This is a genomic window from Streptomyces sp. NPDC001204 (genome assembly GCF_053598035.1).
This window is the reverse complement of record NZ_JBSFJL010000031.1, coordinates 1-18,580: the sequence shown is the minus strand read 5'-3', so window position 1 is coordinate 18,580 and position 18,580 is coordinate 1. Positions and strand designations below refer to the sequence as shown.

The 18,580-nt window shown below is 71.0% G+C and carries 19 protein-coding genes and 2 pseudogenes; 10 read left to right on the top strand and 11 right to left on the bottom strand.

Annotated elements, in window-relative coordinates; all coding sequences use genetic code 11:
• The first annotated feature begins 72 nt into the window (after positions 1-72).
• Complete coding sequence (locus tag ACWC91_RS32065) at positions 73-228, top strand: hypothetical protein (RefSeq protein ID WP_172633279.1); 156 nt, start codon at positions 73-75, stop codon at positions 226-228.
• A gap of 116 nt (positions 229-344) precedes the next feature.
• On the opposite strand, the gene ACWC91_RS32060 is transcribed toward ACWC91_RS32065, so the two are convergent.
• Both ACWC91_RS32060 and ACWC91_RS32055 read right to left on the bottom strand, forming a co-directional pair.
• A complete protein-coding gene (locus tag ACWC91_RS32060) occupies positions 345-1,595 on the bottom strand; it encodes a glycoside hydrolase family 3 N-terminal domain-containing protein (RefSeq protein ID WP_450641032.1) in 1,251 nt (416 codons plus the stop codon).
• A 257-nt stretch (positions 1,596-1,852) separates the two neighbouring features.
• Positions 1,853-2,377 carry a transglycosylase SLT domain-containing protein gene (locus tag ACWC91_RS32055; RefSeq protein WP_450641030.1) on the bottom strand — a complete coding sequence of 175 codons (525 nt, stop codon included), beginning with the start codon at positions 2,375-2,377 and terminating at the stop codon, positions 1,853-1,855.
• 549 nt (positions 2,378-2,926) lie between these two features.
• Between ACWC91_RS32055 and ACWC91_RS32050 the strand changes: the two genes are divergently transcribed.
• Both ACWC91_RS32050 and ACWC91_RS32045 read left to right on the top strand, forming a co-directional pair.
• On the top strand, positions 2,927-3,055 hold the full coding sequence (locus ACWC91_RS32050) for a hypothetical protein (protein ID WP_281156534.1): 129 nt from the start codon (positions 2,927-2,929) through the stop codon (positions 3,053-3,055).
• 107 nt (positions 3,056-3,162) lie between these two features.
• On the top strand, positions 3,163-4,500 hold the full coding sequence (locus ACWC91_RS32045) for a dicarboxylate/amino acid:cation symporter (protein WP_450641029.1): 1,338 nt from the start codon (positions 3,163-3,165) through the stop codon (positions 4,498-4,500).
• Between the two features lie 165 nt (positions 4,501-4,665).
• Here ACWC91_RS32045 and ACWC91_RS32040 read toward each other — a convergent pair whose 3' ends face one another.
• The gene (locus ACWC91_RS32040; RefSeq protein WP_450726134.1) at positions 4,666-4,830 is read right to left on the bottom strand and encodes a hypothetical protein; all 165 of its coding nucleotides are present in this window, start codon (positions 4,828-4,830) and stop codon (positions 4,666-4,668) included.
• Between the two features lie 260 nt (positions 4,831-5,090).
• On the opposite strand from ACWC91_RS32040, the gene ACWC91_RS32035 reads away from it, so the two are divergent.
• A complete protein-coding gene (locus ACWC91_RS32035; RefSeq protein WP_225077216.1) occupies positions 5,091-5,603 on the top strand; it encodes a GNAT family N-acetyltransferase in 513 nt (170 codons plus the stop codon).
• 24 nt (positions 5,604-5,627) lie between these two features.
• Here ACWC91_RS32035 and ACWC91_RS32030 read toward each other — a convergent pair whose 3' ends face one another.
• A complete protein-coding gene (locus tag ACWC91_RS32030; protein ID WP_281156533.1) occupies positions 5,628-6,146 on the bottom strand; it encodes a GNAT family N-acetyltransferase in 519 nt (172 codons plus the stop codon).
• Between the two features lie 347 nt (positions 6,147-6,493).
• Positions 6,494-6,877 carry an MBL fold metallo-hydrolase gene (locus ACWC91_RS32025; protein ID WP_225077214.1) on the bottom strand — a complete coding sequence of 128 codons (384 nt, stop codon included), beginning with the start codon at positions 6,875-6,877 and terminating at the stop codon, positions 6,494-6,496.
• A gap of 312 nt (positions 6,878-7,189) precedes the next feature.
• On the opposite strand from ACWC91_RS32025, the gene ACWC91_RS32020 reads away from it, so the two are divergent.
• From ACWC91_RS32020 to ACWC91_RS32005, 4 genes are all read left to right on the top strand, one after another.
• Positions 7,190-8,458: an MFS transporter gene (locus tag ACWC91_RS32020; RefSeq protein WP_450641025.1), complete on the top strand. Its 1,269-nt coding sequence runs from the start codon at positions 7,190-7,192 to the stop codon at positions 8,456-8,458.
• 155 nt (positions 8,459-8,613) lie between these two features.
• A complete protein-coding gene (locus tag ACWC91_RS32015; protein WP_225077212.1) occupies positions 8,614-9,282 on the top strand; it encodes an ArsR/SmtB family transcription factor in 669 nt (222 codons plus the stop codon).
• Positions 9,279-10,466, top strand: a complete 1,188-nt coding sequence (locus ACWC91_RS32010) for a cysteine desulfurase family protein (protein WP_450641024.1) — start codon at positions 9,279-9,281, stop codon at positions 10,464-10,466. Before ACWC91_RS32015 ends, ACWC91_RS32010 begins: the two co-directional genes overlap by 4 nt.
• The gene (locus ACWC91_RS32005; RefSeq protein ID WP_450641023.1) at positions 10,463-10,771 is read left to right on the top strand and encodes a sulfurtransferase TusA family protein; all 309 of its coding nucleotides are present in this window, start codon (positions 10,463-10,465) and stop codon (positions 10,769-10,771) included. Before ACWC91_RS32010 ends, ACWC91_RS32005 begins: the two co-directional genes overlap by 4 nt.
• A 37-nt stretch (positions 10,772-10,808) precedes the next feature.
• Here the strand turns inward: ACWC91_RS32005 and ACWC91_RS32000 are convergent, their stop codons facing one another.
• From ACWC91_RS32000 to ACWC91_RS31985, 4 genes are read right to left on the bottom strand one after another with little or no spacing between them, the layout of a single operon-like run.
• On the bottom strand, positions 10,809-12,527 hold the full coding sequence (locus tag ACWC91_RS32000; RefSeq protein ID WP_450641022.1) for an alpha-keto acid decarboxylase family protein: 1,719 nt from the start codon (positions 12,525-12,527) through the stop codon (positions 10,809-10,811).
• Between the two features lie 41 nt (positions 12,528-12,568).
• On the bottom strand, positions 12,569-13,519 hold the full coding sequence (locus ACWC91_RS31995) for a lactate/malate family dehydrogenase (RefSeq protein ID WP_281156532.1): 951 nt from the start codon (positions 13,517-13,519) through the stop codon (positions 12,569-12,571).
• Positions 13,516-14,349 carry a family 1 encapsulin nanocompartment shell protein gene (locus ACWC91_RS31990; RefSeq protein ID WP_281156531.1) on the bottom strand — a complete coding sequence of 278 codons (834 nt, stop codon included), beginning with the start codon at positions 14,347-14,349 and terminating at the stop codon, positions 13,516-13,518. Before ACWC91_RS31990 ends, ACWC91_RS31995 begins: the two co-directional genes overlap by 4 nt.
• 19 nt (positions 14,350-14,368) lie before the next feature.
• Positions 14,369-15,448: a Dyp-type peroxidase gene (locus tag ACWC91_RS31985; protein ID WP_281156530.1), complete on the bottom strand. Its 1,080-nt coding sequence runs from the start codon at positions 15,446-15,448 to the stop codon at positions 14,369-14,371.
• A 247-nt stretch (positions 15,449-15,695) separates the two neighbouring features.
• Between ACWC91_RS31985 and ACWC91_RS31980 the strand changes: the two genes are divergently transcribed.
• Positions 15,696-15,920, top strand: coding sequence for a YozE family protein (locus tag ACWC91_RS31980; protein WP_225077205.1), 225 nt, complete (start codon positions 15,696-15,698; stop codon positions 15,918-15,920).
• Positions 15,921-15,951: 31 nt separating this feature from the next.
• Here the strand turns inward: ACWC91_RS31980 and ACWC91_RS31975 are convergent.
• A pseudogene (locus tag ACWC91_RS31975) lies at positions 15,952-16,551 on the bottom strand (CobW family GTP-binding protein); the annotation flags it as partial.
• 374 nt (positions 16,552-16,925) lie between these two features.
• On the opposite strand from ACWC91_RS31975, the gene ACWC91_RS31970 reads away from it, so the two are divergent.
• Complete coding sequence (locus ACWC91_RS31970) at positions 16,926-18,224, top strand: Ig-like domain repeat protein (RefSeq protein ID WP_450641019.1); 1,299 nt, start codon at positions 16,926-16,928, stop codon at positions 18,222-18,224.
• Between the two features lie 251 nt (positions 18,225-18,475).
• On the opposite strand, the pseudogene ACWC91_RS31965 reads toward ACWC91_RS31970, so the two are convergent.
• A pseudogene (locus tag ACWC91_RS31965) lies at positions 18,476-18,580 on the bottom strand (GTP-binding protein); the annotation flags it as partial.

The window sequence follows — 18,580 nt, the reverse complement described above, 5'->3', positions numbered from 1 at the left end:
AGTTAAACCCGCGGTCACCTGCGGTCGGTCCGCGCGACGTCGTGGTAGCGGACAAAGGTAAGTGACCCAAACATGCACAAGAAGGGCGGCACCCCCGTGCCCCACCTGTTGACCTCGCTCCTCACACAAGTGGCGGTCGCCGTGATCGAGGCGCTCGTCATCCGTCTGCTCGTCCAGCTCTGGAACGCCTTCGCCCGCAGCGGCCGCCCGATGACAGCCGCTGCCTGAGGCGCCTCGGACGCATCCCGAGCACCCGACCTGAGCACCTGATCGCGCACCCTGAGCACCTGCCCTGAGCGTCTGATCGCAGGCAGAACCTCAGTGGCAGTCGCGGGCAGGGACCCTCAGTGGCAGTCGAGCAGTCCCGCGGACTGCTTGGCGGCCAGTATTCGGCGCACGCTGTCGTCGACCTTGGCCCGGAAGGACGCGTCCTGCCGCATCCGGGCCGCGATGGCCTGTGTCATCGCGGGCACGGTGCTCGGCCGCACCGTGAGGATCATGTTTCCGCCGGCCGCGATGAAGTTCACGACCCGCTGCGCGGGGCTGAAGGACCGGACCGCGACCGCGTTCCCGATGTCGTCCGAGATGACCACGCCCTTGAAGCCGAGCCGGCCGCGCAGCAGCTGACCGATGACCGTCGGTGAGAAGGCCGCCAGATGCTTGGGGTCGATCTTGGTGTAGGTGGCCGACGAGACCATCACGAAGGGGGAGCCGGCCCGTATCCCGGCCCGGAAGGGCTCGAGGCTGGAACTGCTCGCGGTCGTCACCGAGTCCACGACGTTGGCGGTGGTGTCGGTGTTGCCGATCACCTGGCCCAGCCCGGGAAAGTGCTTGAGCGTGGTCAGCACGCCCGACTGCGCGAAGCCGGCGGCGAAGGCACCGGAGTGGGAGGTCACGGCTACCGGGGTGTGGCCGTACTCCCGCTGGAAGGACCCGATGGGCATGTTGCGGGTGCCCAGCGCGGCCGGCACCACGTCGGCGATCGGCGCCAGGTTCAGGTCGACACCGGCGGCCTTCAGCTGCTTGGCCCATCCGGCGGCCTGACTGCGCAGCGTCGCGGTCGACCAGCTGCCCTGGGTCAGGCCGTTGGGTATGGCCGAGAAGCCGGGGCCGTTCAGCACCTGTACCTGGCCGCCCTCCTGGTCGGTGGCGACCAGCAGACCGACCCGGCGGCCGCCGACCTGGTCCGCCTGGCCCCGGAAGCCGTCCACTGTCTTCCTCGTCGCCGTCGTGCCGGCGGTGCTGCGGCCGGTCAGCATGATGGCGCCCACGTGGTTGTCGCGCAGGGTGCGCAGCTGGGCCTGGTCGGGGTGGGCCGCGTAGATCCCGCCCATGAAGAGCTGCCCGACCCGCTGAGCGGTGGTCATGCCGGAGAAGTAGCGGTCGGTGCAGGTGGCCGCCCGTGTCGGCGCGGGGGTGCTCGCGGCGGCGGGGGGCGCGTCCGCGGTGGTGGGGGATGAGGGCGAGTCGCCTGTTCGCCCGGGCGTGACCGACGCACCGCAGCCGGTGGCGGCCAGCGCCAGGGTGATCATCGGTGCCGCGCAGCGAAGGGCTGTGGAACGGCGGCTCCTGATCTGCCGGACACGTGATGTCATGGGTTCGTCTCCTGGCCTGTACGGGTGCTGTGGCCTCCCCGCAGCCGCCTGTCTCGCGGCTGTTTCCTCATGGCGAGCCACGCTCGCCATGACCATCTCACGGTACTTTATTGGGCATTTGTCCGCCCCTTCGGTGACTACGCAGGGTGCCGACGCCTCCAGCGACGGAACGGGCCGGGGCCGGCAGCGGTTGTCGCTGCCGGCCCCGGCCCTGTCGTGCGCGTGTGTGTGCGCTGATCAGTACCGCGTGGGCGGGATCAGTACGCGGAGTTGACGTTGTCGATGGAACCGTAGCGGTGGGCCGCGTAGTTGGCCGCCGCGGTGATGTTGGCCACCGGGTCGGTGAGGCTGTGGGCCGTGCCGGCGACGTGGTAGGCGTTGAACGTGGGGGAGATGACCTGGAGGAGACCCTTGGAGGGGGTGCCCTTGCGGGCGTTGATGTCCCAGTTGTTCTGGGCGTAGGGGTTGCCACCGGACTCACGCATGATGTTGCGGTGCAGGCCCTCGTAGCTGCCGGGGATGCCCTTGGCCTTCATGATGGCCAGGGACTGCTTGATCCAGCCGTCGAGGTTGTTGCTGTAGCCGGCCTTGCCGCTGTAGGCGTGGCTGTCGGTGGAGCGGGCCGCGACCACGGGGGAGGCCTGCACCTGCGTCGCTTCGGCGGCCTGTGCGGGGGACGGCATCAGGGTCAGGGCGGCGGCTGCGGCGCCGGTCGTGGCGATGCCGGTGACGGTGAGGGTGCGCAGACGGGCGAAGCGGGCGGTGCGAGTGGTCGTGGTCATACGGAAGTAACCCTCCAGTGGGGGACGTGGTCGTGGGTGCCGGCCGCAATCGATTGCGGTGGCGTGGGGCGAAGCCCCGCGCTGCACAGACCGGAGCGGGCGGATCCGGCGGAGTTCGCCGGGTCGTCCGTCTCGTGGTTCGGAGCAACGACAGCAATGTTTAGCCGTCGGCCGGACGGGGCGCAATGATGTGACGTACTACCCAACTACGTAGCAAATGCCCGAAATGTTCCATCATGGGGCTTTCTTTGCTGCTTGGGGCGGCATGCTCGCTACGAACCGTCTTAGGACGTGATCTGGCTCCTATGGGTGGCATCACATCCACGGGCCTCTCGAGGCCGCTGTCCGGGCCCCGGCGGCGCGGAAACGGAGCGGATGCCGGCGCCCCGGCGGGAGGGCGTCCCCACAAGAAGCCGGCTCCCGGAGGAAGGGGGTCCCCGCAAGAAGCCGGCTCCCGGAGGGAGGGGGTCCCCGCAAGACGGGAAAAGGGCACCCTCGATCCAAAGGGGCCCTTTGAGGTTCTCAAAGTAGAAGTGTTAACGTTTCACCGTGAAGACAGCAGCCGCGTACCGCGCAGACGCCTCCTACGGCGTCTGCCGTGTCGTCATGGGCGTACCGCTCGTGGCGCGCCTGCATGTCGATCTCTGCCGCTGCGTGTCCGCGGCTTGTCGCGCCTGACCGCGAACTCATCTATGCAGCGGCGCTGTTGACGTCTCTTCTGCGCGCCGCTCCTGTAAGTCCCCGCTCAAACCCACCTTTTCGCGCGTCCCTACTGGAGTGTGTCCGTGTCCGCGAACACCGCTGATCCGAAGCCCGCGAACTCAGGCTTCCGGATACCCGTCCCCTTCTGGGCCCAAGTGCTGCTCGGTCTCGTCGTCGGCCTGATCCTCGGCTTCGTGGCCCGCACCTACGACGTGTCCTGGCTCGCCACCACCCTCGACAAGGTGGGCGGCATCTTCGTGCAGCTTCTGAAGCTGGCCGTGGCACCGCTGGTCTTCTTCGCGATCATGGTGTCGATCACCAACCTGCGGAAGGTCAACAACGCGGCCCGCCTGGCCGGCCGCACCCTCCTCTGGTTCATGATCACCTCGTTGATCGCCGTCGTCATCGGCCTCGTCATCGGGCTGGTCTCCAACCCGGGTTCCGGCTCCGCCCTCACCCCCGCCGACGGCGCCAAGCCGGACCACGCCGGCAGCTGGCTCGACTTCCTCACCGGCATCATCCCGACCGACGTCATCACGCCGTTCACCGAGCTCAACGTGCTTCAGATCGTCTTCATGGCGGTCGTCGCCGGTATCGCGATCCTCAAGATCGGCTCGAAGGCCCAGCCGGTCCTCACGCTCTCCGAGTCCATCCTGGAGCTGCTCCAGAAGGCCCTGTGGTGGGTGATCCTGCTCGCCCCGATCGGCTCGGCGGGTCTCATCGGCCGCGCCATCGTGCAGTACGGCTGGAACCTGCTCGGCGACTACGCGACGTTCACCGTCGACATCTACATCGGCTGCGCCCTGGTCCTGTTCGGCGTCTACCCGCTGCTGCTCTCCTTCGTCGGGAAGCTGAACCCGATCCAGTTCTTCAAGGGCGCCTGGCCCGCCATCCAGTTGGCGTTCGTCTCCCGCTCCTCGGTCGGCACCATGCCGGTCACCCAGCAGTCGGCGATCCGCCTCGGCGTCCCGAAGGACTACGCCTCCTTCGCCGTGCCGTTCGGCGCGACGACCAAGATGGACGGCTGCGCGGCCATCTACCCGGCCATTTCCGCGATTTTCGTGGCGCAGATCTTCGATGTGCAGCTCGGCATCAAGGAGTACCTGCTCATCGCCTTCGTCTCGGTGATCGGCTCGGCGGCCACCGCCGGCCTGACGGGCGCGACCGTCATGCTGACGCTCACCCTGTCCACCCTCGGCCTGCCGATGGAGGGCGTGGGCCTGCTCCTCGCCATCGACCCGATCCTGGACATGATGCGCACGGCGACCAACGTCGCGGGTCAGGCACTCGTCCCGGTGCTCGTCTCCGCCCGTGAGAAGATCCTGGACCACACGAAGTACGACAACGCCTCGGCCTCCCCGGCCGACCACGCGGAGAGCCTCTACGACGACCCGAAGCAGGCCGCTCCCGTGTCCGCCTGACGCCCCGCCTCATTCCGGGTTGACTACCTCCTCCGCCCTGACGGCCAACGGCCGTCAGGGCGGAGGTGCGTCCTCAGGGGGAGAACCACGCGGGATGACGGGCGCCGGGGAGTCGCGCAGTCGGCACGGATGTCGGCCGAATGTCCCCGGCGCCCGGCACGGCGGCTACTTCTTGTGGCAGCCCCACTTGCCGTGGACCTTCTTGTAGTGCTCACCCTTCGGGCACTTCTTGTGGTGCGGCATCTTGGTGGATTCCGGCACGGACGCGTGGTGACTGTCGGACACCTTGGCGTTCGCCGGCACCGCGAAGGCGGTTCCTGTAGAGGCCACGGCTGCTCCGCTGGCGAGCATGCCTGCGGCGACGCTGGCGGTCAGAGCGCGTATGATCCTGCTTCGCATGATCGACTGCCTTTCTGTAGTCGGCGTCACTGCCTCTCAGTTCGATTCTTGGCACCGCTCCCCGCAACCTGCATCTCGATCACGAGCAGCCGCGCGCCCGCGAACGCAACTCTGCGCCCTCACATCAGCCTTGGGACACCGCGGAAATCCGAGCACACCGCGCGTGCCCGACTCCCGTAAAATTCCCGGTCATGACCGAGCTGCGCGGCGCTTTTGTCGTCCTCCGCCCCACGGCCCGCGAGGACATCCCCGCCCTGGCGGGCATCCGGGCCACACCGGAAGTACGCGCACGGTGGAGGGGCGGGGACGACCTCGCTGCGGACATCGCGGCCGATCTGGAGGACCCTCACACCCGGTGCCTGACCGTCGACTTCCGGCAGCGGCCCGTCGGCATGATCCAGTGGCACGCCGAGGAGGAGCCGGACTACCGGCACGCCGGCATCGACATCTTCCTCGATCCCTCGGTGCACGGCAGGGGCCTGGGCACCGACGCCGTACGGACCCTGGCCCGTCATCTCGTCGACACCCACGGCTACCACCGCCTGGTCATCGACCCGGCGGCCGACAACACCGCGGCGATCCGCTGCTACACCAAGGCCGGTTTCCGGCCCGTCGGCATCATGCGCCAGTACGAGCGCGGCACCGACGGCACCTGGCACGACGGCCTCCTGATGGACCTCCTGGCCGACGAACTGGCGCGCTGAAGACCGTGACGCAGCGTGCCGACGTCATCGCCTGACGCTCAGGCACCATCGGCGCTCGCCTTCGTGCCATGCGTCGGTGGGCGTGAGCCCTGCGGCGGTGGCGACGGCAGCGGATGCCCGGTGGTCGGGGTGGATGTGGGCGACGACGGTCCGCACCCGCCGGCGGCCCAGCCAGTCGACGAGTGCCCGGGCGGCCTCGCCGGCGATGCCTCGTCCCTGCCACGGAGTCCCCACCACCCAGGCGAGCTCGGCGGTGAGCCCGTGGTCGGAGGGGCCGACCGTCGCCTGGACCGTGCCCGTCAGGCAGGACTCCTCCCGCAGCCGGATCACCCAGTTCAGCCAGGAGACGGCCGGATCGGGAGAGCCGGCCGTCATGCGCTCGTAGCGCGAGCGCATGGCTCGCGGGGTGTCCGGCGTGCCGCCGATGAAGGTGTGCAGGGCCGGATCGGACAGGACCGCGGCCATCTCCTCGGCGTGCTCGACGTGCAGCGGCAGCAGATCCAGCCGCCTGGTGCCGATGGCGTGGGCCGTGAGGGTGCTCATGCCCGCAACTCAACCATGCGGGCGTCGGCTTCGGCTGCCGGGGAGATGGTCGGCGGGGACGCGTACCTCTCCGGGACGCGGTGTGCGGATGGCCGGTGGACGGGGCGGTCGGTGATCCAGCGGGCGGCGAGCAGGCCGGAGGCGGCGGTGAGGGCCGCGGCCGCGATGACGGTGGCGTTCGGGCCGAGGGTGTCTGCGAGGACACCGGCGACGAGGGCTCCGGCGGCGTGGCCGACATCGCGCCAGAACTGTTGGGTCCGCGGCGCGTTGGCCCGCCAGGTGGGGTGCTCATCGGCCGCTCCACGTCCCGGCGCCGAGGAGGTCGGTCCGGGCGGCGGCGCCCACGGTCAGCGACCCGCCGGTGAACGCGCCGAGTTCGGTGCGGCCGTCCAGGACGAGGTACGACAGGTGCTCGTCGGTTCGGCCGGGGTGGCGAGCGCCCACAGCGTGAGCCCGCCCAGGTCCACCTCGTCACCGTCGTCCGGCGGCGTGTGCGCGAAGGCCCTGTGGCCGGCGGCGGAGGCGAGCACGGTCGCCCCGGCGTCCTGACCGAGCCGCACGGCGCCGGAGAGAGAGCCGGTGTGCGAATACGCGTCCGCGGCGAACGCCACGTGCGGCCCGCGCCGCTCGGCCACCGCATACGGGGCGTGCAGGTCGCGATCGGAGTCCACAGCCAGGGCGCGTCCGTCGCCCGGGCCGAGCGGATAGGCGCTGGTGCCACCCTCCTTCACCGCCCCACACTATTCCATGGATTTATGGAATAGTGTGGGCGGGGCCCTCGCTGAGGGGCGCAGATTCGTCTCCAGGCGGTATGAAGCCTGATCGGAGCGGGTGCCGCGGAGGCGTGCGACCATCCTGCTCCGCCGTCACAAGGAGAAACATGACCGAGAGCCATGCCCGGAGTCCGTTGGCGGCCCGGACCCCGCCGGCCCGATTCGCCGACCGCGCCCAGGTGTCCGACGCCTGACAATCCCTGGCCGTCCGGCCCGTACCCCTTCCCGCCGTGTGGCGGGAAGCGCCCGCCACCGAAAGGAGCCCCACCCGTGACGAGCACCGCAGCTCCGTCCACCCTCGCCGCCGGCCCCGACGTGCAGCGCCGCATCCTGAAAGTCCTCGTCGCCTCCCAGGTCCTCAGCGGCGCCGGGCTCGCGGCGGGCATCACCGTCGGAGCCCTGCTGGCCCAGGACATGCTCGGCACCACGGGTCTGGCCGGACTGCCCAGCGCCCTGTTCACCGCGGGCAGCGCGCTCGCCGCGATAGGCGTCGGCCGTATATCCCAGGCCAGGGGCCGCCGCCCGGGCCTGGCCGCCGGATACCTCACCGGCGCCGTCGGCAGTGCCGGCGTCCTCGCCGCCGCGGGCCTCGGCAGCCCCGTCCTGCTGTTCATCGCGCTGTTCGTCTACGGCGCCGGGACCGCCACCAACCTCCAGGCCCGCTACGCCGGAGCCGACCTCGCCGCCCCCACCCACCGCGCCCGCGCCGTGTCCACCGTCCTGGTCGCCACCACCCTCGGCGGTGTCGTCGGCCCCAACCTCGCCGCCCCCACCGGCGACCTCGCCGCCGCCCTCGGCATTCCCCGCCTGGCCGGACCCTTCCTTCTCGCCGGGGCAGCGTACGCGGCGGCCGCCGTCGTCCTCGCCCTCTGGCTGCGCCCCGACCCCCTCCTGCTGGCCCGCACCCTCGCCGAAGCGGAGCAGGACCCCGCCGTGCCGCCGGCGCAGGCCCGTCCGGCCGTCGAAGAGGCACCGGCGAAGCCGCGCGGCGGCGTCGTGCTCGGAGCCCTGGTCATGATCCTCACCCAGCTCGTCATGGTCGCGGTGATGACCATGACCCCGGTCCACATGCACGATCACGGCCACGGCACCGCCGCCTCCGGGCTGGTCATCGCCATCCACGTCGGCGCGATGTACCTGCCCTCGCCGCTCACCGGCCGCCTCGTCGACCGCTACGGCCGCATCGCGCTCGCCGCCGCCTCCGGAGTCACCCTCCTCGTCGCGGGCCTGGTCGCCGCCGTCGCCCCCGGCGACTCCGTCGCCCTGCTGGCGCTGGCGCTGGCCCTGGCGCTGCTCGGCCTCGGCTGGAACTTCGGCCTGGTCTCGGGGACCGCGATCATCACCGACGCGGTGCCGCTGGCGACCCGCGCCAAGACCCAGGGCATGGTCGACGTCTCCATCGCCATCGCGGGCGCCACCGGCGGACTGGCCTCCGGCATCGTCGTCGACCTCGCCGGCTATCCCGTCCTCGCCCTGACCGGTGGTGTTCTCGCCCTGGCCGTCCTCCCGGCCATCGCCGTCACCGCCCACAGCCGGTGAACCGGTGAAGAGGACGTGACGGCGGCACGGGACCGCCGGCACGGTGCGGCCGCCGAGTGCACGGCCGCCCGTGCGGCGAACGCCACGACCCACAGCCGTCCGGCCTCAGCCCGGGTACCATATTCCATAGATTTTTGGAGGAAAGGGAGGAGATCATGGCGGAGACGGCCACGAAGGCGCGGCTCTACGACGCGTTCGCGGCCAGCGGGAAGGCGCTGGCCAGCGGGAAACGGCTGGAACTGCTCGACCTCCTCGCCCAGGGCGAGCGCACGGTCGACGCGCTCGCGAAGGCGGCGGGACTGAATCTGACGACCGCTTCCGCGCACCTCCAGACGCTCAAACAGGCCGGGTTCGTCAGCACCCGGCGTGAGGGCGTACGCATCCACTACCGGCTCGCCGGTGACGACGTCGCCGAACTGTTCGCCCTGCTGCGCAAGGTCGCCGAGACCCATCAGGCCGGCGTTCCGGCCGCCCGCGACGCCTACCTAGGCGACGGCGGCGGCCGCGCGGTCACCCGGGACGAGCTGCGGACCCGCGCGGAATCCGGGCAGGTGGTGCTCCTGGACGTCCGCCCGGTCGAGGAGTACCGGGCCGGGCACATTCCCGGTGCCGTCTCCATCCCCGTCGAGGAACTGGCCCACCGCGTCGGTGAACTGCCCGAGGACGCCGAGGTGGTCGTCTACTGCCGTGGCGAGTACTGCGTCCTCGCCCACGACGCCGTCCGCCTCCTCACCGAGAACGGCCGCCGAGCCATCCGGCTCAACGACGGCATGCTCGAATGGCGCCTGGCGGAACTGCCCGTGGACGCGGGAGCCGGCGCATGACCCACCGTCCGCCGCCGCATCAGGGCCTGACCGGCGGACCGGTCTACCTCGACTACAACGCCACCACACCCGTCGACCCGCGCGTCGTGGAAGCGATGCTGCCCCACCTGACCGGCCACTTCGGCAACCCCTCCAGCACCCACCCCTACGGCAGCGAACCCCGCAGCGCCCTCACGGCGGCGCGTGCCCAGGTCGCCGAGCTGATCGGTGCCCGCCCGGGCGAGATCGTCTTCACCTCCTCCGGCTCCGAGGCCGACCTGCTCGCCCTGCGCGGAGCCACCCTGGCCGCCACCCGGACCCGCCCCCACGTCATCACCCAGGCCACCGAACACCCCGCGATCCTCGCCACCTGCCAGGCCCTCGAACGCCTCCACCACGCACGGATCACGGTGCTGCCCGTCGACCGCGAGGGCCTGGTCGACCCGGCAGCGTTGACCGCCGCGCTCGACGACGACACCGTGCTGGTCTCGGTCATGGTCGCCAACAACGAGACCGGCGCCCTCCAGCCGGTGGGGGAACTGGCCGACGCCGCCCACCGGGCCGGAGCGCTGCTCCACTGCGACGCCGCCCAGGCCGTCGGGAAAATCCCTCTGGACGTACGTGAGTTGGGCGCCGACCTGCTCACGGTCGTCGGGCACAAGATGTACGCGCCCAAGGGCGCGGCCGCCCTGTTCGTGCGCGACGGCGTGCGACTGGAGCCGGTCGTCTACGGCGGCGGCCAGGAACGCGGGCTGCGCGCCGGCACCGAGAACGTCGCCCTCGCCGTCGCCCTGGGCGCCGCCGCGAAGCTCGCCGCCGACGACCTCGCCGACGGTGCGCACGAGCGGATCAGGGGCCTGCGCGACGAACTGCACCGCCGACTCGTCGACGCCCTGCCCGGGCGGATCCGGCTCAACGGACCCGTGGAACAGCGGCTGCCCAACACGCTGAACATCGGCATCGACGGAGTACCGGGACACCGCGTTCTGGACGGCGCACCCCGGATCGCGGCTTCCACCGGCTCCGCGTGCCACAGCGGCATCCACACCCCCTCGCCCGTCCTCACCGCGATGGGCACCGACCCCGCGCGGGCCCTGGAAGCCGTCCGGCTCTCCCTCGGCCGCTGGACCACCCGGGACGAGATCGCCGCAGCCGCGACCGCGATCGCCGCCGCGGCGAACGTTTCTGCGGCAGGCACCCGGTGACCGCCGCCGGCGAGGCGGACATCACGGTCGACGGCACCGGACTGCTGTGCGTCACCCTCCTGCTCAGACTCCGTGCCGCCATCGAAGACGCCGCCCCCGGCACCCACGTGCACGTCATCGCGACCGACCCCGCTGCCCCGCTCGACCTCCCCGCCTGGTGCCACATGACCGGCCACCACTACCTCGGCCCCGTCCCGAACACCGCCGAACCCCCGGTCTACGCCCTCCGCCTGACCACCCACGCGCGCCCGACCCACCCCGATGCCCCCTGGCACACCACCGAACCGACCCACCAGCGATTCTGACGAGTTGTCAGTGATGCCCCCGTGCTGTCTGTTCGGTTCAGATCTGGACGCCCGGGCGATGTTGGGGGCCGCGTGGGCCGTAGTCGATGTCCGCCATGCGGTGTCCGGATTCGACGGCGATCGGCGGTGCGTCGTACTTGTCCATGACGGCTTCGATGAAGAGCATGCTGTCGTGCGGTGAGGCCAGCGCCTCCTTCAGTTCGGCCGGGGTCCGTACCACGGCCGTCCGGGCGTTCGTCCCCGGATGGAGGACCTTGGGCAGGTCGGCGTAGGCCCAGTTCGCGATGTCGTTGAAGCGCCCGTCCTTTCCGCAGATGGTGCGCTCGATGGTGTAACCGCCGTTGTTGATCAGGAAGATGACGGGCTTCAGGTCGTGCCTGAGCATGGTCGACACCTCCTGCGCCGTGAGCTGGAAGGATCCGTCGCCCACGAACAGCAGGTGGCGGCGCTCCGGTGCGGCCAGGAGCGTGCCCAGGACCGCTCCCACGCTGTAGCCGATCGAACCCCAGACGGCCTGGGTGACGATGGAGCACCGCGGCGGCAGGTCCAGGCCCCAGCAGCCGGCCTCGGAGGTGCCGTCCTCGGCGATGAGCACGTCGCCCTCGCGGACGAAATCCTGGACGATGCTCCAGTACGCCGCCTGGGTCAGCGGGTCGGATCCCGCCACCGCGCTGGGTTCACGCGGCGTGCCGGCCGGCCGTGCGTATCCGGATTCCTTGGCCGGGGCGCCGTCGGCGACCCGGCGGAGCAGTTCCCTCAGGTAGACGCCCTGGTAGCTGTCCGGCCCGATGTCCACGCTGTCACCGCGGGCGTCGATCCGCCCCGCGGGGAGCGCGTCGGTGAAGCCGCCGCAGGTGGTGTCCACCCGCCGCACTCCGATCGCCAGCAGCCCGTCGCTGTTCTCCACCGCCTCGCGGATCTCGGGCTTGCTGCCCGAGCCCGCGTAAAGGCCCAGGAAGTACGGGCTGTTCTCGTCGACGATCCCCTTGCAGGTGTTCATGGCCGCGATCGGGGCCTTCAGCTTGGCGGCCAGCTCCAGCAGTTCACCGGTCACCTGGAAGCGGTCGGCGTCGAGGTCGAGCAGGATCGCGGGCGAACGGGCGTTGGTGAGGCGCGCGACGATCGCGTCGGCACACGCCGTCAGCCGTTCCGGGTCGCTCTTCGGCATCGCCGGCACCAGCGGTTCCGCCGGCACCTCGACGTCGAGGTGCGCGATGTCGGAGGGCAGCTCCATGTAGACCGGGAGCTTGCGCTGCCAGGCGGTCAGGATGAGCCGGTCGATCTCCCGCACGGCGTTCTGCGGAGTCAGCCGGGCCTGTGCCGCGGTGACCTGCGCGTAACCGCGCAGCACGTCGTCGTACTCGGGCTCCCCGGAGGTGTGGTGCATCCGCAGCTTGCGATCCAGCGCCTTCAGCGGAACCGATCCGCAGACGCAGATGACGGGAACGTGCTCGCTGTAGGCGCCCGCGACACCGTTGATGGCGCTCCACGCCCCGACGCCGTGCGTCACGACGAGTCCGGAGATCCCGTTCATCCGCGCGTACCCGTCGGCGGCGTAGGCGGCGTTCAACTCGTTGCAGTTGCCCACCCACATGAAGTCGTGGCCGTCCTCCATCTGAAGGAGGAACTCGAGGTTGTAGTCACCCGCGACGCCGAACAGGTGCCCGATGCCCACCTCCCGCAAGCGCCGCAGGAGGAAGTCACCGATACTCGCCGTCGAAGGCGCGGTCCGGGATGATGCGGTCGTGGTCGTCATGGTGTCCGTCCCCTGTCAGGCCGTTCGTCGGGCCCCCCAACTCAAGTCGCCCCCACGGCAATGGCCCGTTCGGCGGCTTCGCGCAGCACCCCGGCGCTCTCCTCCAGGGCCCGTCGCTCCTCGGGCGTCATGGCGGGCTCGTGCATCTGCTGGACGCCGCCCGCTCCGAGAACGCTGGACAGGGAGAGGGTGACCCCGTGGGCGGAGGAGTACGCGGCCACCGGCAGCACCGCGCGTTCGTTGCGCAGGACCGCCTCGACGAGCCGGGCGGAGACGGCGCCGATGCCGTACTGGCTCGCGCCGGTGCCCTCGATGATGGTGATGTTGGCGTACCGGATGTCGTTCTCGACCTCTTCGCGTATGTCCTCGACCGACCGGCCGTCCTGGGCGAGCAGTTCGGCGACGGGAATGCCGCCGACACCCGCCGAGGACCACAACAGCACCTCGGAGGTGCCGTGTTCGCCCACCACAAGGGCCTGCACGTCACGTGGCCGCACCCGCAGGCGGTCGGCGAGCTGCACACGGAACCGGAGACTGTCGATGAGGGTGCCCGTCGAGAACACCCGGTCGTGCCCGGCGAGATGACGGGTGAGGTCCGCCAGCGGGTCCGGTGGGTCGGTGACCACCATCAGCACCGCCTCCGGCGCGACCGCGACCACCCGGGGGACGACGTCGGCGAAGACCTTGGCATTGGTCTCCAGCAGCCGCAGGCGCCCCTGGGGCTCGGACCGGTCGGTGGCGCCCCCGGCCTTCTCGTTGACGCCCGCGGTGATGGCGACGACGGCGGCGTCGGCCAGGTCACCGTAGCCACCGGAGCGTACGTCGACCGTGGGGGACAGCGGAGCGGCGTAGCGCAGGTCGGCGGCCACGCCGTCGGCGCGGGCGGTGTCGCGGTCGATCAGCACGATCTCCCGGCAGGTTCCCCCGCGTTCGACCAGGGACAGCGCCGTGGCCGACCCGACCGCGCCTGCTCCCACGACGGCGACTTTCATGCCCACCCCTCCGCGGGTGCGGACGGGGGAGTCGACCCCCGCGCGGGCACGACGGCTTCGCCGGTGTGCACGAGGAAGGTCAGCGTCTCCTGGAAGTACAGCCGGATGCTGGTGTCGTCGTGCGACAGGTAACCGATGGACAGGTCCTGGCCGAGGCGCAGTTCGAAGTCCCCGCCCCGCGTCGAGAGCAGGAAGGCCCCCTCGATGGCGGGCGCCCAGACGATGTCGCCGTCCAGCACCCGGGCGATGTGTTTGATGATCGGGTAGCCGTAGTCGGACGTCTCGCTGACAGCGGTGTACGCCGCGGCGCTCAGCGCCAGTGCGTACGGGCCGCCGACACCGGCGAGCCGCAGCACGGTCAGGGCCTTGCTGACGATGTCCGGGTACTGGCGCGCCTCGGCCGGCAGGGTCAGGGCGGAGTTGGACGAACTCTCCCGCAGACCGGCGATGTCCGCGGACGGATAGCCCTCGAACACGGCGCGGTCCTCGGCGAAGGCGATCTGCCGGGCCGCGTCCTTGACCGGCTGCCAGTCCGCGTCCTTGGCACCCCGCGCGACGTCGTCGACCTGCTGCCGGTCCACGGTGAACGGCACCCGCAGCTCGACCAGCGGCTGGAACCGGCGCAGCCGCGCCTCGACCCCCTCGGCCGGCGCCGCCACGGTCCGCAGGTGTCCGGTCCCCACACCAGCCGGCTCAAGGCCGCACGGCTCGGGCACGTCGACGATACGGCGGGCCGCGACGTGCCGCTTGAACGTACGCCGTGCCTCCTCCTCCAGATCGGCCCACGCGGCGGCGGAGATGGGTGCCAGTTCACGATGCAGATTGTCCATCGCGGGTGCTCGCCTCCTGTCACATCCTCAGATCGCCGATCCCCAGTGAGCCGTCCACGGCCGGCGGCCGGACCGCCGCAGGCACGGGCTCCGTCTCCTCGGCTCCGCCGCCCTCCTGCCTCTCCTCGCCCTCCGCACCCTCGCGCGCGGCCGGCGCATCGGGGAGGTCGTCGAGGAAGTCACTGGTGGGCACGGAGAACAACGACCCGGTCACCGCGGTGGAGAAGTCCAGGATCCGGTCGTGGGTGGCCGGCGGATCGCCCAGGAACATGCGCTCCAGCATCCGCTCGATCACGGCCGGCGTACGGGCGTAACCGATGAAGTACGTTCCGAACTCGCCCTGCCCCACGGTCCCGAAGGGCATGTTGTCGCGCAGGATCTCGTGCTTCGTCCCGTCCGGGTCCTCGATGGTGGTCAGCGCCACGTGCGAGTCGGCCGGTTTGACCGCGTCGTCCAGTTCGACGTCGGACAGCTTCCTGCGCCCGATCACCAACTCCTGCGCCTCCACCGGCAGGGCGTTCCACGCCTCCAGATCGTGCACGTACTTCTGCACGACCACATAGCTGCCCCCGGCGAACTCCGGGTCCTCGTCACCGATCAGGACCGCCGTGTCCGCCGCCCGGCCCGTGGGGTTCTCCGTGCCGTCCACGAATCCGAGCAGGTCACGTACGTCGAAGTACTTGAAGCCATGCACCTCGTCACGCACGGTGACGACGTCGCGGAGCCGCTCCATGATCTCGGCGGCCAGCGCGAAGCAGAGGTCCGGGCGGGCCGCGCGGATGTGGAACAGCAGGTCGCCGGGGGTCGAGACCGCCCGGTGCCGGTCTCCCACCAGCTCGCGGAAACGATGCAGCTCCGCCGGGCGCGGACCCGCGAACAGGCGGTCCCACGCCTCTGAGCCGATGCCCACGACCACGCTCAGTTTCCCGTCCGGCGTCGCCCGGAAACCGACCGCCCGCTGGAGCCCGTTCAGTTCGGACAGCGTGTCCCGTACGACCGGCTCGCCACCCCGGTCGATGGTCACGACCAGGAAGATCGCCGCGCCCGTCAGCGGGGACAGCACCGGCTGGGGCTCCGGGGCCCGGGAGTGTGCGCACATGGAGCACGCCCCTTCCTGACGGTCACGGGCGGGCACCTGTTCACCGTATGGCGCAGGCCCGGCACTCGCCACCGCGCCCGCGGGCCGCCGGCGGCATACGTACAGGCGTCGCCGCGAACCTCTCCAGGGGACGCCCGACGACCGGTTTGACTTGCCGCGTGCTCGTGGGAGTCTGGAGAAACGGCAGCCGACGGGGCGGACGGCCGGGTGAGGACCAGTGGGCGTTCCTTCTGTGAGAAGACATGCGATGAACGACACAGCCGACTTCACGCGGTGGCTCAAGAGTCACGCCGACGAGCTGAACCGTCTGGGTTCCTTCGCCCGCGCCGTTGCGAACGACCCCCACTGGCCCGCGGCGGGCACCGTCGAGACGTACCGGCAGTACCTGGAGCGCAGCGGGGCGGCCCCGGAGGTGATCGACACCCTGCGTCAGGCCTGGAACGAGTTCCAGCACCTGCCTCACACCCACTGAAGGCACGCCCACTGAGGGCACGGGCGTGCGCTCAGACGTGCGCCACGGGTTCGGGGTGCTCGTGCTCGCAGGTGTCGCCGATGCCGTAGGTGTCCCAGTCGGGGAACGGGTCGACGGGCGGCAGGCTTTCACCGTCGGCCATGAGGCAGTCGCCCAGTGCCGCGTGCAGCGCGTCCGCGCGCAGATGCGTGCCGATGAAGACCAGTTCCTGGCCTTCCGGGCTGTCGGTGTCGCGGGCGCCGGAGGGCTCGAAGCGTGCGACGGAGCCGGCCTGTGACCACAGGCCCGTCACCTGCCCGTGGCCGGCCAGCGTGAAGAACCCTTTGGAGCGCAGGATCTGCCCGAATGCGCCGCTGTCGAGTTCCTGGGTCACGAACGTCCACAGCCGGCCTGGGCGGAACGGCAGTTCGGCGCGGAAGGCGGTCGAGGAGATCCCGTACTCCTCCGTCTCGGGGACGTGGTCGCCCCGTTGAGCTCCATCACCCAGCCGGGGGCCTGTTGGGCGCGTTCCAGGTCGAACAGTCGGGTTTCCCAGCACGTCTGCGGCCCGCACGCGGCCGTGGACGGCCTGGACGACGCGCGCCACCGGGTTGAGGCGGGTGAGCGCCGCCCGAAGCCGTTCCGCCGACTTGCACCGCCACGGATCGCCCCGCGACCGCAGGACACCGGTGATAGCAGCAACCACGCGGGGGCGGACCGTCGGTGGCGGCCGTCCCTCGTGTGGCTTTATACGTGAGTTGAGAGAGCATCTGTTGCTCGGGGACGAGAGCACTCGATGCTCCAGTCGCGCGGGATCGCCGAGTTTTGAGAGCACTCGAGTGCTTGCTTCGAGACCATGATCGTGATCTCGGACTCGGGTGGGGTCGAAGGCCGGGCCCGGGGACCCGCTGGTGTGAACCGACGGTGTGTCAGGCCGAAGGCGGGCCGTGGCCCTGGCCGGGTGATCCACAGTGGCGGGAGGAAATCCTCCGCCGAGAGGCCCTCTTCCGTCTTCTGGAGTGGATCGTGACGTTCTCACTGTCGGATGCTGCCGGCCGGTCGGGACCTGGTGCCGGGCATCGTGCCGGCTCGGCCGCCGCCCGGGGCCGGGCGGCGGCCGTGGCGGCCGGCGTGTTCTGTACCGCCGCCATCGCTCCGGTGGCGCTGTCCGGGGCCGCCCACGCGCAGGGCACCTGTACGGTCTCGGGCCCCACCACCACCTGCACGTTCGCCTTCACCGGCGCCGAGCAGACCTTCACCGTGCCCAGCGGTGTCACGCAGGTCGACGTCATGGCGATCGGCGCCGGCGGCGGCGTGGAGGACAACGGCGTGAGCGGCGGCCGGGGCGCCCAGGTGTCCGGCACGCTCACCGGGCTGTCCGGCGGGCAGACCCTCTACGTCGAAGTCGGCGGCACCCCCACCAACGGCAGCGGCGGCTCGTGCGCCGGCAGCGCGCAGTGCGCCGGTGGCTTCAACGGCGGCGGCAGTACCCACTTCGGCGGAGGAGGCGGCGGTGCCTCCGACGTCCGCACCCAGCCCGGCACCACCCCCCTGACCACCACCGACTCCCGCCTCATCGTGGCCGCGGGCGGCGGCGGAGCCGGTTGGGCTGGCCAGTGCACCGGAAGCCCGGGCGGAGACGCCGGTCAGCCAGGCGCGGACGCGACCTGCAGCGGAGGAGACGGCGGCGGGGCGGGCACGTCCACCCACGGCGGGACCGGCGGCACCGGCGGGGGCGGGGTGTTCGACGGTGGGCCCGGCACGCTCGGTGTCGGCGGGACCGGCGGCGGCCCGGGCAACTCCCTGACCGGTGGCGGCGGAGGCGGGGGCTACTACGGCGGAGGCGGCGGCGGCAACATCAACCCCTTCATCACTCCGAGCGGCGGCGGGGGTGGCGGAGGCGGCGGCTCGTCCCTGGTCCCCACCGGCGGCACCGGCCCCACGGTGACCAGCGCCGCCGCGGGCATCACCATCAGCTACCTCACCCCGGGCAAGCCCGTGACCACGGATCTGGTCTCGCGCCCGCACCGGACCCCCCGAGTTGGCAAGAGGGTGCAACTACGCGATGTGGTCTGCCCCACCGACACGAGCGCCACGACAAGGCCCACCGGAACCGTGGCACTCACCGACACCACCAACCACACAACCCTGGGCACAGCTCCCCTGAGGCCCTTCCGCCGGAACTGCGCCGCCGCGATGGTCATCACCTCGTTCCAGAGCGCCGGCACGCACACCATCACGGCCGTCTACAGCGGCGACACCGTCTACCAGGGCAACAGCGGCAACCCCGAAACCCTCACGCTGACGGTGCTCCCGCGCTGGTGACGCCGCAGCACAACCATTAGGCACACCCCTACGGGCCCCTGCCGAACCATCCACCCGGCGGGGGCCCACACGTCCCGACCCACCGACACGCCCTCCCGGCATCCCGATCAAAAACCGATGCCAGAACACACCGACACCCCTCTCAGCGCTCACCTACACAGCCACGCGTGCCTCAGAAGACGCACGGACCGAGCGGGTCGCACCGGGGCATCTGCGTGCACCCGGCCCTCGGGGAGTCGTAGCCACTTAGGAGGTATCTCCTCGGAGATGCCGGACGACTCGATGAGCAGGTAGTCGAAGCGGCCCTCGCGGGCCAGCCGGTCGACCTCCTCGAGCAGGTCGTCGCGCAGGGTGCA